The 13,513-nt window shown below is 73.4% G+C and carries 8 protein-coding genes; 4 read left to right on the top strand and 4 right to left on the bottom strand.

Features of this window, described 5'->3' with window-relative positions:
* Positions 1-30 precede the first annotated feature (30 nt).
* Positions 31-1,515: an MFS transporter gene (locus tag AB0K02_RS29990; RefSeq protein WP_365995707.1), complete on the bottom strand. Its 1,485-nt coding sequence runs from the start codon at positions 1,513-1,515 to the stop codon at positions 31-33.
* Between the two features lie 682 nt (positions 1,516-2,197).
* Between AB0K02_RS29990 and AB0K02_RS29995 the strand changes: the two genes are divergently transcribed.
* Complete coding sequence (locus tag AB0K02_RS29995) at positions 2,198-4,372, top strand: asparagine synthase-related protein (protein ID WP_365995709.1); 2,175 nt, start codon at positions 2,198-2,200, stop codon at positions 4,370-4,372.
* A 144-nt stretch (positions 4,373-4,516) separates the two neighbouring features.
* Here the strand turns inward: AB0K02_RS29995 and AB0K02_RS30000 are convergent, their stop codons facing one another.
* Both AB0K02_RS30000 and AB0K02_RS30005 read right to left on the bottom strand, forming a co-directional pair.
* Positions 4,517-6,547: a sigma-70 family RNA polymerase sigma factor gene (locus AB0K02_RS30000; protein ID WP_365995710.1), complete on the bottom strand. Its 2,031-nt coding sequence runs from the start codon at positions 6,545-6,547 to the stop codon at positions 4,517-4,519.
* 231 nt (positions 6,548-6,778) lie between these two features.
* Positions 6,779-7,561: a helix-turn-helix domain-containing protein gene (locus tag AB0K02_RS30005; protein WP_365995711.1), complete on the bottom strand. Its 783-nt coding sequence runs from the start codon at positions 7,559-7,561 to the stop codon at positions 6,779-6,781.
* A 325-nt stretch (positions 7,562-7,886) separates the two neighbouring features.
* Between AB0K02_RS30005 and AB0K02_RS30010 the strand changes: the two genes are divergently transcribed.
* Positions 7,887-9,350, top strand: a complete 1,464-nt coding sequence (locus tag AB0K02_RS30010; RefSeq protein ID WP_365995712.1) for an NAD(P)/FAD-dependent oxidoreductase — start codon at positions 7,887-7,889, stop codon at positions 9,348-9,350.
* 129 nt (positions 9,351-9,479) lie between these two features.
* Positions 9,480-11,135: a SpoIIE family protein phosphatase gene (locus AB0K02_RS30015; protein WP_365995713.1), complete on the top strand. Its 1,656-nt coding sequence runs from the start codon at positions 9,480-9,482 to the stop codon at positions 11,133-11,135.
* A 4-nt stretch (positions 11,136-11,139) separates the two neighbouring features.
* Here the strand turns inward: AB0K02_RS30015 and AB0K02_RS30020 are convergent, their stop codons facing one another.
* Positions 11,140-12,414, bottom strand: a complete 1,275-nt coding sequence (locus tag AB0K02_RS30020) for an MFS transporter (RefSeq protein ID WP_365995717.1) — start codon at positions 12,412-12,414, stop codon at positions 11,140-11,142.
* Between the two features lie 158 nt (positions 12,415-12,572).
* Between AB0K02_RS30020 and AB0K02_RS30025 the strand changes: the two genes are divergently transcribed.
* Positions 12,573-13,139, top strand: a complete 567-nt coding sequence (locus tag AB0K02_RS30025; RefSeq protein ID WP_365995715.1) for a MarR family transcriptional regulator — start codon at positions 12,573-12,575, stop codon at positions 13,137-13,139.
* The last annotated feature ends 374 nt before the right edge of the window (positions 13,140-13,513 follow it).

Below are 13,513 nucleotides of genomic sequence, written 5' to 3' on the forward strand. Positions count from 1 at the left end.
GGACGCCTGCGTCGCCCGAGGGCCGGCCGCCTACGCCGGCGCCGCCAGCAGCGGGCGGGCCCTCTCCCTCAGCTCCATCACCCGGGGCTCGTCGCCGTACGGCTCCAGGCGGTGCAGCAGGTCCCGTACGTACTCGGTGGTGCGGGCCGAGGAGATCCGGCCCGCGACCTCCACCGCGCGCGTGCCGGCCGCGCAGGCCGCGTCCAGATTCCCCGACTCCAGCTCGGCCACCGCCGAGACGACCAGGCGTAAGCCGTGGGAGCGGACGAACTCCTCCGTCGGCCGCGACAGGGCCTGCTCGGTGAAGCGGCGCACCTGGCGGGGAGCCTTCAGGTCCCGGTAGCACTCGGCGGCGTCGGCGGCGAAGCGGTCGTAGGAGTAGAAGCCGAGCCACGACGGGTCCGCGTCGCCCTCACGGGACCGCTCCAGCCAGCCCTCGGCGGCCTTCAGCGCCTGGCCGGCCGCCGCGGCGTCGTTCGCCTTGGCGTGCGCGCGCGCCTCCACCAGCCGGAAGAAGCTCATCGTCCGGGCGGTGGCGAGGCCGCGATTGCGCTCCAGCGCGGCCTGCGCGAGGTCGACGCCCTCGTCGGCGAAGCCCCGGTAGGTCGCCTGCAGCGACATCGAGGCGAGCACGTAGCCGCCCAGCGGCACGTCGGCCGCCGCCCGGGCGAGCCGAAGGGCCTGGATGTAGTAGCGCTGCGCCGCCTCCTGCTGGCCGGTGTCGAACGCCATCCACCCGGCCAGCCGCGTCAGTTCGGCGGTGGCGCCGAACAGGGCGCGGCCCACCTCGTCCGAGTACGAACCGAGGAGCAGCGGGGCCGCGTCCACGCGCAGGCACTCGGGGACCATCGACGAACGCCAGTCCCCGCCGCCGTACTTGGAGTCCCAGCGACGCGCGTCCTCCGCCGCCTCGCGCAGCTTGGCCACATCGCTGTGGCCGACGCGCACGGGCGTGTCCGTGCCGTCCGGGGCTTCTGGGGCGGCCGGTGCGGACGCGCCGGCGGGCGCGGCCTGTCCGGCGCCCGCGGGGGTGCCGACGAGCCGCTCGACCGACGGGTCCGCGGGGGTTATCAGCCAGCGCGAGGCGGGAGTCGCGTACGCGCTCACCGCGAACGAACCGGCCAGCGACTGCCAGATGCCCCCGCCGCCCGCACGCCGGCCGGCGAGATCCAGGCGGTACAGCTCGGTGGCCGACTTCACCGCCTCGCCCACGTCGCGCGGGAAGGCCAGACCGACCTCGGGCGCCGGGTCCGCGTCCGCCAGCCCGATCTCGTGCAGCGGCACCGGCCGGCCCAGCTTGGCCCCGATGGCCGCGGCGATGAGATGGGGCGCGGAGCCCTGCGGCACCATGCCCTTGGAGACCCACCGCGCCACCGACGTCTTGTCGTAGCGGAGGGTCAGGCCGCGCTGCGCCCCCAGGTCGTTGACCCGCCGGGCGAGGCCGGCGTTGCTGATTCCCGCGAGGGCGAGAACGGTGCCGAGCTTTTCGTTCGGCCCGCGTTGCTCCCTGGACATGCGCCACCCCTCGACACACAGACAGCTGCCGTGACGCCTTCGGCGCACGGCATTCGTGCTGTGTCCTCCCGGTTCGCACACCCCCCGCGTCCGAGCGGTCCCGGCTGCAAAAGCAGGTGGCCGAGCCCTTCGGAATATGCGCTCCTGCCGAGGACAGCAGTAAACCCAGCGTAGTTCGCCACATCCCTACCGTTAAGAGGCGGTGTTCCGTATGGCGGGATTGTTGTGCGGGCGGGGGTACGCCACCGGCAGCCGTGCTCCGTCGTGCTCCGGCCGTGTGGCCGTGCGCCTGCGCGTGCGCTCTGGCCGAGGATGTTCGGGAGCGCTTCCATCGGTACCGCGTGGGTCGGCCCACTGCGTACTGGAAACCAGTGGGCTGGGGGACACTGCCGCCTCAATTTCCCCGCGGGCGGCGGACCGGTCCGGGAGGCGAACTCCGCCTCCCGGGCTGGAGGTTGCGTCCTGGCCCGCTCGCCGAGAATGGCCGAATGCCGTCTGTGCCGGAGGGGCTCCGAAACCACCGTACGACGCCTGGCGGCGGCTCGACCGGCCTCCTGGCGGCCGTCGAAACGCCCATGCCACCGGCGAGTTCACTTTTTGCGCGCGCTACCGGAGCGCCCTCCGGTGCGCCTCCTTCGTGGCAGCATGTTCCCGAACGGCTTCGGGAATCGTGGAGGCGGGGATGCGGTGGCTGGTGGGGTGGAGCAGTATCGCCGCGAACTTCGGCACGGCCGGGGCCGTCCGAGACCTTGACGCCCTTGACGACCTCGGCATCGACGGCCGCACCGTTCACCCCGTCGGAGCCCAACTGCTGTGGGGAGACCCCGATCCGCTGTGGGCGGTCGGCGACTGGCGGCCCGACGAGGTGCGCGTCGTCACGGCCGAACCGCCCGCGCGTTCCATCCCCGGCGGGGATGCGAACCCGCCCGCGGTGACCCGGCTCGCCGTCCTCGGCTGCTGCGCCGCCAGCGACGAACAACTGCGGGTCGGGCTGTTCGCGGCGCGCGGCGGCGCACTGAGGCATCTGACGGCATGGGCCGGCAGTTACACGGTCGTGGTCCAGGCCGGACGCCGCATCACCGTCGTGGGTGACCTCGCGGGCGCCCGGCCCGTCTTCTACACCCCCTGGGCCGGCGGCACCGCGTACGCCACCGCGGCGCTCCCGCTCGCCGACCTCATCGAGGCCCAGCTCGACATCGGGCACCTGGCCGCGCTGCTCGCCTGCCCCGAGACCCCGGAGGCGCTGCGCGACTCGACCCCGTACGCGGGGGTCAAGCGCATCCCGCCCGGGCACGCGCTGATCCTGCGGGAGGGCTCACGGGAGATCACCGGCTACGAGCCGGTGGCCTCCCTGGCCGTCGCCGGGCCCCAGATCGACCCGGCCGAGGCGGTCGACGGTGTGCGGGACGCGCTGGTCGACGCCGTACGGGCGAGGCTCACCGCCCCGCGGCACGCACCGGAGACGCTGCCCCCCGACCCGGGCCCCGTGCCGGGAATGGGTCCCGCCGAACGCCGCGCCGCACGAGGGGCGCCCGCTCCCGGCATCGGCGCCGACCTGTCCGGGGGCAGCGCCTCCAGCACGCTGGCGCTGCTGGCCGCCGGGCTGCCCGGCGTGCCCGGCACCGTGCTCGGGCACGGGACGGGCGCGGGCGAGCGGCTGCTCGCCGTCACCTTCAACGACCTGGTCACCACGGGACGCGAGGCCCGTGAGCCGGAGCTGGAACGCGCCCGCGCCATCGCCGCCAACCCGCGGCTGCACCATGTCGTCGTCGCGGCCGGGGAGGAGTCCCTCCCGTACGCCGGACTCGACTCGGGGCCGCTCACCGACGAGCCGGCGCCGGCCTTGGTGACGGCCGAACGGCACCGCAGCCGGCTCGCGGCCGGCAGCGCCGACCACTTCACGGGGGCGGGCGCACGGCAGGTGCTGGACGCGCATCCGGCGCGGCTCGCGGATCTGCTGATGGACCGGCGCCGACGCCATCTGCTGCGGCCGGTCACCGCACTGGCCCGGGCCGACGGCGCCTCGCCGCAGTCGCTGTTCGTGCCGCTCACCGTGTACCGGGCGGCGCGACGTCTGGCCCGCACGCCCTACCGTGCCGGTCTCGAGGCCGCCGCCGACCGGCTGCTCTCCGCGAACCGCACGGGCGCGGTCGGTCTCAACGGAGCGGTGGGCGCCTCGCTCGCCGCCCTGAACTGGGCACGGCCCGGCCCCGCAGCCCGCTGGCTGACCGGCGAGGCACTGGCTGAAGTATCGGTTCGCCTGATGGAGGCGGCGACGCGGCCGACATCCGTGCAGCGGCCGGGCGAGGCCCGGGCCCGGGCGGCGCTCAGCCGCCACGCGGCGGACCAGCGCATCCTGGAGCAGGCCGCCGAGATCCGCAGCCAGCGGCTGCACGCCCCCTTCCTCGACAACCAGGTCGTACGCGCCAGCCGCGACCTCCCCGAATCGCTGCGGGTCCAGCCGGGGGCGCGGGCATCGGTGCTGCGCACGGTCCTCGCGGGGGCCGGCGTCCACGACCTCCCGCCGGGCTGGGGCGCCACGACGCACGCGTCGCATACGGCGACGGCGGCGGCGCGCACCGGTCTGCGGGCCGCGCTCCCGCATCTGATGGCCCTGTTCGACGCCCCGCTGCTCGCGGACGCGGGCCTGGTGGAGGCCCGCGTCGTCCGCAAGGCGCTGCGGGCCGCCTCGGAAGGCGAACCCGTCCCGCTGGACGGCCTCGCCGACCTGGTGTCCACGGAACTGTGGCTGCGCCGGCTCCTGTCCCGCCGCGGAACCTGCTGGACGGGCACGGCGGCGCCGCGCCGCCGCGCGGTGGCGGGAGGCGTCCCCAAACGCCGGACGCTCCAGGCGTAGAGCCGGCGCGACGCACGGACGAGCCGGGCGCGACGCACGGATCAAGAGGTATGCGCGCCCGAGGGCGTGCGTACCGGCCGGGCGAGCGAGATCGACCTCGCCGCGCCCGGCGGCTCAGGGGCGGGAGATCTCCGCCGCTGCTGCCTAGCGGCAGCTGATCCGGGACTCCGCCCAGTCCGCGAGAACAGCCGTCCCCCACGCGTCCCCCGGCTCGACGACCAGACGCAGCGTCCTGTGGCCGGCGAGCGGCACGTGGACCGGCACCGCCGCGTCGCCGTGGCCGAGAGCGGCCGAGCGCCAGAGCCGGAGCCCGTCCCCGTACACCGAGAAGCGCACCGGGCGCGCCCCCGGCGTCAGGTCGTCGACGCCGACGGACGCGTCAAAGGCCGTGCACGCGCGGTTGAGGTCGATGGTGACGGACGACCTGCCGTGCACCGTCACCCCGTGCCCGTACCTCTTGCCGTCGATCGACATGCCCGAGCGCTGCCACATCCAGCTGCTCTCGTCGTGCCGCACCTCGGGACCGGTGTGGTCGCCGAAGATGCCGTAGCCCAGGCGGTTGACCCGGTAGACCTTCGGCTGCGCGGGAGGCGGCACGGGCTTCGTCGTCGGTGAGGGAGTCGGCGTCGGCGGTGTCGTGGGCGCACCGGGGGTCGGGGTGGGCTTCGGCTCGACGGGTCGCGGCGTCGGCGTCGGCGTGGGCGTGGGAGTGGGGCTCGGCGTCGACTTCGGGCCGGCCTCGGCCGACTGGGGAACGGGCGCGGGCGTTGTCGGCGGCTCGGGCTTCGGCCGGGGTGCGGGCGGCACCGGCGCGGCGGGCTGGGCGGCCGGGGGCTCGGCCACGGGATCCGGCTCTGGCCGGGGCTCCGGGCCGCCCCAGAACGCCCACACCAGCCCGGCCGTCGCGGCGGCGGCCACGGCCGCCGCGATCACCGCCTTCGCGGGCGCGCCGATTCCCTCCACGGCGGCCCCGCCGGACGCGCCGGACGCGCCGGACGCCGCGGCCCCGCCTGACGCGCCCGACGTGACGGCCGCGGAGGCCCCGGCACCCGCCGCGCCCACCGCACCGCCGGCGACGATCCCGGCCGCCTTGAGGGAGTACCCGGCGGCGAACCAGCCGATGAGCGCGATCGGCAGCAGTGCGGGAATGCCCGCGTTCACATGGGCCAGCTCACCGGCGGCCAGACGGCACTTGACGCACTCCTCCAGGTGCTTGCTCAGACCCCGCTCCGCCCGCATCCGCAGGCCGCCGCGGGCGTACGCGCCCAGCCGGTCCGCGTACCGGGCGCAGTCGCCGCCCGCGGTGAGCGCGGTGCTCACATGGGCCTGGAGGTACGCCTGCTTGAGCCCCTCCCTGGCCCGGCTCGCCAGCACCGCCGTCGCATTGGCGGTCAGGCCGAAGAGGGGAGCGACGTCGCTCGGTGACTCCTCCTCCACCGTCGTGTGCCACAGCACGGCCTGCCAGCGCTCGGGCAGGGACCGGAAGGCCTGCATGGCGAGCGACTGCTCTGCCTCGTGCATCGCGCGCACGTCCGCCCCGAGGCCGAGGGTGTCGTCCGTCGCCGCGTCCGTGCTGCGTGCCGCCTCCGCGGCGAACACCGCGAAGTCGTCGACCAGTTGCTCCCGCTTCGCCGTCTTCGTCCAGGCGGCGGCGACCCGGCGGACGGTGGTGAGCAGGTACGCCCGCACCGCCTGCTCCGGCCCGGCCCCGCCGCGCACCGCCTGCAGGGTCCGCGCGAAGACCTCGGCCGTCAGGTCGTCCGCGGTGTGCGCGTCGCGGCAACACGTACGCGCGTACCGCCGGACGGCCTCGCAGTGGCGGCGGAACAGCTCCTCATAGGCGCCGTCGTCGCCGTCCCGCAAGCGCCGTATCAGCTCGGCGTCCGCCGACGGGCGCTCGTGCGCCGGCGGAGGCACCGAACCGGCTCTGCCGCCCCGCTGCTGCGGAACGACGTACTCCGCCGCGTCCGCGTCCGGGTCCACCGGATACGGCTCGTGCGCCAAGCCGTTGACGGCACCGTCCGGGCCGGTGTCCGCGCTGTCCGGGCCGTCGGCACGCGGGCGCGGCACACCGGACGAGCCGCTCCGTCGGCTCTGGCCGGGCACCCGCCGTGGCGGTCCGGCTGTCCCGAAGCCTCCACCGCCGAGTGACTCGTCCTGATGGTCACCGCTCATCGCGGAAGCCCCCGTAAGCACTTCGGACCCGAATTACCGCGCAAGCGTGCCACAGGGCTGCTGTACTCCGAACCCCCATGCGCCGCAACCACCCGTCCGGGGCGACTTCCCCCGAACCGCCCACCGTCGGTCACCCGAAAGAGGCAGGATCAATCCGGCGTGTGTACACGGGCGGCTTACGGCGCCGAGCCGCCAGGCACGGATCACAGGACGAGCGTCCCGCGCGGAACCTCACGCGGACCGCGGCCGCAGACCCTCCAGCAGGATGTCCAGCAGCCGGGTCGACGCGGCCGCCTGCTGCGCGGCGTCGGGCAGCGACGGGGCGGCCGTCGCTATCACCAGCAGCACGTCGGCCACCGTCACGTCGTCGCGCAGCTCACCCGCGGCCCGTGCCCGCTCGACCAGCCGGCCCACGACCTCCAGCAGGTCCGCCGCGCCGGCGTCGTCCTGCTCCTCGGCCGGCACAGGGCGCGGCCTGACCACACGCAGCCCGGACGCCGCCGCCCGCTGCTGCGGCACCCACATGTCCTCGCGCGCCTCACCCGGCAGGTCGTCGGCGTGCCCCGCCGTCTCGTCGCCGTCCGCCCGGACCCGCAGCACCTGCGGCGGAAGCAGCCGCCCGGCACCGGACGCCACCGAGGTGCGCAGGAACCGGGAGAGCGCCGACCACGGCTCCTCCTCCTGCCCGAGAGCCGTGCGCGCCTGCTCGGTCAGCCGGGAGATCTCCTCCGCGGCTATCCGGCGCACCAGTACGTCCTTGCTCGGGAAACGGCGGTACACCGTGCCCACTCCGACCCGGGCACGCCGGGCCACGTCCTCCATCGGGGCCCCGTACCCCAGCTCGCCGAACACCTCACGGGCAGCGCGCAGGACATGCTCGAGATTGCGCTGCGCGTCCACGCGCAGCGGCGCCGAACGGCCCGTCCCGAGCGGACCCGTCTGTCCGCTCCCACTGCCGTCCGCGGCCGAAGCCGGCGCGACAGCGGTCTGCCAATGCGATTCCTGAATGTGCATAAGCGTTCCCCCGGTCATGTCGTCTCCCCCCGGAGACATCCCCGCCCTGGTCTGCCGGGGTGCCATGGCCTGGCACCCCGATCGACAACGAACATAGTTGAGCCGGAGTCAATTCAGAAGGGGGTACTTCGTGCGGAGCGCCCCCCGATCGGAGCAAGGACCGGAAGGATCCCTATTCCACCCGCTGCCTCCCGCCACCCCGCCCGGCCTGACCTGCGAGGCTTCCGTTATGCCCCGAGCTGTGCCGCGACAGGGCCACCGACGGCTTCCGGTCACACAATTCGCCGGGCCTGTGGACAAACGACTGAGGCCGTTGCGTCATGGGATGGTGAAGGCTGCAAACTCCCGGGGCACGACCTCCGGCACCTCGCCGCGCACACGCATTCTGGTCGTCGGCGGCGGCTACGTCGGGATGTACACCGCGCTGCGCCTGCAGCGGAAGCTGAAGCCGGAGCTCGACCGCGGCGACATCGAGATCGTGGTGGTCGCCCCCGACCCTTATATGACGTATCAGCCGTTCCTGCCGGAGGCCGCGGCCGGTTCCATCTCCCCGCGCCATGTGGTCGTCCCCCTGCGTCGCGTCCTCGCCAGATGCACGATCGTCATCGGTGAGGCCCGCGCCGTCGACCACGCCAAGCGGACGGCGACCGTCACCACGCTCGCCACCGAGGAGGAGGGCACCGGGGCCGTCGAGATCACCTACGACGAGCTCGTCATCGCCCCCGGCTCCGTCTCCCGCACCCTGCCCGTCCCCGGCCTCGCCGACTACGGCATCGGCTTCAAGACGGTCGAGGAGGCCATCGGCCTGCGCAACCACGTCATCGAGCAGATGGACATCGCGTCCTCCACCCGCGACCCGGCGATCCGCGACGCGGCCCTGACCTTCGTCTTCGTCGGCGGCGGCTACGCGGGCGTCGAGGCCCTCGCCGAACTGGAGGACATGGCCCGCTACACCGCGCGCTACTACCACAACGTCAAACCCGAGGACATGAAGTGGATCCTCGTCGAGGCGGCCGGGCGCATCCTGCCCGAGGTCGGAGAGGAGATGGGCCGCTACGCCGTCCGGGAACTGCGCGCCCGGAACATCGACGTACGCCTGGACACGCGGCTCGAATCGTGCGAGGACCGGGTCGCCGTGCTCAGCGACGGCTCCCGCTTCCCGACCCGGACCGTCGTGTGGACGGCCGGCGTCAAACCGGCGCCCCTGCTCGCCGCCACCGACCTCCCCCTCAACGAGCGCGGCCGCCTGGTCTGCACCGAACACCTCACCGTCGACGGCGTCGCCCACGCCTGGGCGGCGGGTGACGCGGCGTCCGTCCCGGACGTCACCTCCGACAGGCCCGGCGCCGAGTGCGCGCCCAACGCCCAGCACGCCGTGCGCCAGACCAAGGTCCTGGCCGAGAACATCACGGCCGCCCTGCGCGGACAGCCGCTGCACCAGTACGCCCACAAGTACGCCGGCTCCGTCGCCTCCCTCGGCCTCCACAAGGGCGTCGCCCACGTCTACGGCCGTAAGCTCAAGGGCTATCCGGCCTGGCTGATGCACCGCACCTACCACCTCAGCCGCGTCCCTACCTTCAACCGCAAAGCCCGCGTGCTGGCCGAATGGACCCTCGCCGGTCTCTTCAAACGTGAGATCGTCTCCCTCGGCTCGCTGGAGCATCCGCGAGCAGAGTTCGAACTTGCCGCGGGTGCCAGACGCGACGGCGACGGAAAGGACAGCGGCCCCCCGCCCAGTGCCGCGGACGAGTCGGCGGACAGTTCCCCTGACGGCCCTTCGGGCGTCTGACGCCGCCGACAGGAACTGGACGAAGAGGACTGTCGGTCCGGTCGACCACACTGGACGTGTGACCATAGGTGGGCTCACACCTGCACAGAGTGACCCTTGGCGACGACCCCCATTGAGGCTTGAAAGTCAGTGAACTTCACGCGTTGGAGCCCCAGGCTCCCCGGTACGCAGCGTCGCGCCGCAGCACGGAGGACCGACCAGGGGCTCTCGCCGGTGCAGCGGGGCGAGGGCGCGGTGCCCGCGGCCCGCGGTGAGTCCGGACAGCCCCCGGAGCTCCCCTCGGACGTTCCGGCGCTGGAGGACTTCTCCGTTCCGGAGATCCTCGGCCGCCTCCCCGCCCTGGTCGCCCTCGTCTACGGCCCCGACCACCGCATCGCGTACGTCAACGAGGCGTACGCCGCCGCCTTCGGTCACCGCACGCCCGGCACCACGGCCGCCGACAGCTGCCCCGAGCTCGCCGAGCTCGGCCTGCTCCCGCTCATGGACCAGGTGCTGCGCAGCGGCAAGCCCCGTACGGTCAAGTCCCGCAGGACCCGGGGCGGAGGGTCGTACACGGTCACCTGCCTGCCCGCCGAGCGGACCGACGGCGGCAAGGAGCCCGAGGGCGTCCTGGTCTTCGCGGCCGACGTCACCGACCACGCCGAGGCGGCCGAGCGGCTGCGCGCCAGCGAGCGGCGCCACCGCGAGACCGCCGTGACCCTCCAGCGGTCGCTCCTGCCGCAGGAGTTGGAGCAGCCCGACGACCTGCGGTTCGCCGCCACCTACCAGCCCGGCGGCACGGACGCGGCGGTCGGCGGCGACTGGTACGACGTGATCACGCTCGGCGCCGGCCGTACGGCCCTGGTCATCGGCGACGTGATGGGCCGCGGTGTCCGCGCGGCAGCCGTCATGGGCCAGCTGCGCACCGCCGTACGGGCCTACGCCCGCCTGGACCTGCCGCCGCACGAGGTGCTCCAGCTGCTCGACGGGCTCGCCGCCGAGATCGACCCCAGCCAGATCGCCACCTGTGTGTACGCGGTCCATGACCCGAACGAGGGCCGCCTGGTGTACGCGTCGGCCGGGCACCTGCCGATCCTCGTCCGCGACCAGGACGGCACCGTCCGCCGCGCCGACGAGCCCACCGGCCCGCCGCTCGGCACCGGCGGATATCTGCACGCCTCGGGGTCCATCGACCTCCCGCCCGGCGCCACCGCCGTCCTCTACACGGACGGCCTGGTGGAGCGCCGGCGCGAGGACATCGACGAGGGCATGGCGGCGCTGGAGCGCGCGCTGTCCGGTGCGACCGGCACCCCGCAGGTGGTCTGCGACCGGCTGATCCGCTCCCTGGGGGTGACCGCCGAGCACGACGACGACGTCGCGCTTCTCGTCCTGCAGCATCCGACCCGCAAAGGCGCGAACGCCGAGCTGTTCCACAACGCGGCGCTGGACCTCCTCGGCGGCATCGAGGCCGCGCCCCGCGCGCGTGCCTTCGCCTCCGGGGTGCTGGCCTCCTGGCGTTTCTCGCCCGAGCTGCACGACCTCGGGGTCCTGGCCGTGAGCGAGCTGGTGGCCAATTCCCTCAAGCACGGTTCCCCGCCCATGCGCCTGCGGCTGCGCCGCACGGACCGGCGGCTGATCGTCGAGGTGACGGACGGGGACGAGCACCTGCCGCGACGCCGCCGGGCGGAGTCCGAGGACGAGGCGGGCCGCGGCATCTCGATCATCGCGACGATCGCCTCGTCCTGGGGAAGCCGCCGCACGCCGGGTGGCGGCAAGGCCGTCTGGTGCGAGTTCGCCCTGCCCTGACGCCTCAGTGGGCGGGGGCGACGGCCTCCTCGGGCTTGTGCACGGTCACCACGCGGGACTTCGCCGCCGGCGCCGGGCGGTCCTGCACCGGCGTGAGCTGCTTGCCCAGCCGCAGCGCGAGCACCGTGATGCCGAGCGAGAACAGCACGAACGTCACGATGTACGGCGCGTGGAGCGCGGCGCCCATGGGACCGCCGACGGCCGGACCGACCGCCAGCGCGAGCTGCTTGACCAGGGCGAACGCGGAGTTGTACTGCCCCACCATAGACTCCGGCGCCAGGTCGGCGACCAGCGGCGCCACGGTCGGCGACAGCATGGCCTCGCCGAGCCCGAACAGCGCGTACGTCGAGATGAACGCGGCGGTCGCCATGGCCTGGCTGCCGTGGCCGAGGCCCGCGTAGCCCGCGGCCGTCCACGCCACGGCCCAGATCAGGCCGACCGAGGCGATGACCCGGCTGCGGCTGCGGCGCTCGACGAACCTGAGCACCAGGAACTGCGCGGCCACGATCACCGCGGTGTTGGCGGCGAGCGCCGTGCCCAGGGTGGCGGGCTCGATCCCGGCCGCCTCGGTGCCGTACGCGGCGAGTCCCGACTCGAACTGCCCGTAGCAGGCGAAGAAGAGGACGAAGCCCAGCACCAGCAGCTGCACCATCGCCCGGTGTCCCAGCAGCGCGCGCACGCCGCCCCTGGCCCTGCCCTCCGAGGCGGCGGGCCGGACACCGCGCAGCGCCGCGGACTCGGGCAGCCGTACGGTCAGCGCGATACCGGCGAGGACGAGGAACATCGCGGCCTCGATGCCGAACAGCACGGTGAAGCTGTCGGGCCGGCTCTCGTCGACGATGTGCCCGCCGATCAGGCCGCCGATGCCGAGACCGAGGTTCTGCAGGAAGAACTGCATGGCGAAGGCGCGGGTCCGCGTCGTGGTCTCCGAGCACCAGACGATCATGGTGGCCAGCGCCGGCTGCATGACGGCGGTCCCGGCGCCGAGCACCGCCGCCGCCAGGACGACGGCCGGAACGCTCCCCGCCAGCCCCATGCCCGCCGCGCCGACGGACGCCAGCACCGCGGCGCCCACCAGTACGGGCAGCGGGCCGCGCCGGTCGATGACCCGCCCGGTGAACGGCAGGGCGACGAGGGCGGCCATCGCGAAGACGGCGAGCACCACTCCCGCCGTACTCGCGCCCAGGTCGCGCACCTGCGCCACGTAGACGTAGAGGTACGGAACGGTGAAGCCGAGCCCGAACGCGCTCAGCGCGTTCCCCGCCTGGATCCGGCGCATCGCTGCACCCTTCGCCTTGGTCACACTCACCCACTTCGGTCGAGGTCCTGCAGGACCTGGAGGACTGAAGTCTGAAGACTTCAACAGTAAAGTTCGAAGCTCAACAGTACACACTGAAGGACTTCAAGGCCAACGAGTGCCGTGCGATACTTCCGCGCATGCCTACTGAGACCCCCGCGGACGCCGTCTCCGGCCCGCAGGAGCCGACCCTCGACGAGCAGATCGCCGCCTACCAGCGCGAGTACGGGGACCTCGACCCCCAGGTCGAGAAGGTGGTCTCCGCACTCGGACGGCTCAACCGCCGGATGAACGTCGCGTACGGCCGCCAGGTCGCGGCCCTCGGCATCAGCAACGCCGAATGGGAGGTCCTCAAGACTCTGGTCCTCTCCGGCTCCCCCTATCGCCTCGGCCCCGGGGAACTCGCCAAGCGACTCGGTCTGACGCCGGCCGCGATGACCCACCGCATCGACCGGATGGCGAGCGAGGGTCTCGTGACCCGCGACCGGGACGAGAACAACCGCGTCCGCGTGATCGTCGAGCTGACGGACGAGGGCCGCACGAAGTGGCTCGAGGCGATGCGCATGGCCACCACGTTCGAGGAGGACCTGCTCCAGGACCTCGCAGCGGACGAGCGCGCCCTGCTGGGCGAGCTGCTGATCCGCGTGCTGCGCCGGGTCGAGCACGATCAGCCGGACGCCGGCGGACGCCTGACCGACCTGGACTAGGGACCGGTCTCGGCGGCGGCAGGGAAGAGTTGACACGGCCCCCGTCGATCCGTAAGGTTCTTCGAGTTGTCGCGGGGCCGGAACGGTTCTGCGACGGCCATCCTCGCCGCTGATGCGGCAACCAAACTCAGCACGATCCCTCAGTCGGGGTGAATTTCGCATGCCGAAATTCATTTCGATGACTCGATTATGAGTCGCCCGGGAAACCCGCTAGAGTTTGGGCGTCGGAACGGCCCAACGGCCGGGAGGACAACCCCCTCTGACTGGGAATCAGGCCCGAAGGATCTGATAGAGTCGGAACCGCCGGAAAGGGAAGCGCGAAAGCGAAGAACTGGAAAGCACCGAGGAAATCGGATCGGAAAGATCTGATAGAG

Source organism: Streptomyces sp. NPDC049597, assembly GCF_040675505.1.
Classification (GTDB): domain Bacteria; phylum Actinomycetota; class Actinomycetes; order Streptomycetales; family Streptomycetaceae; genus Streptomyces.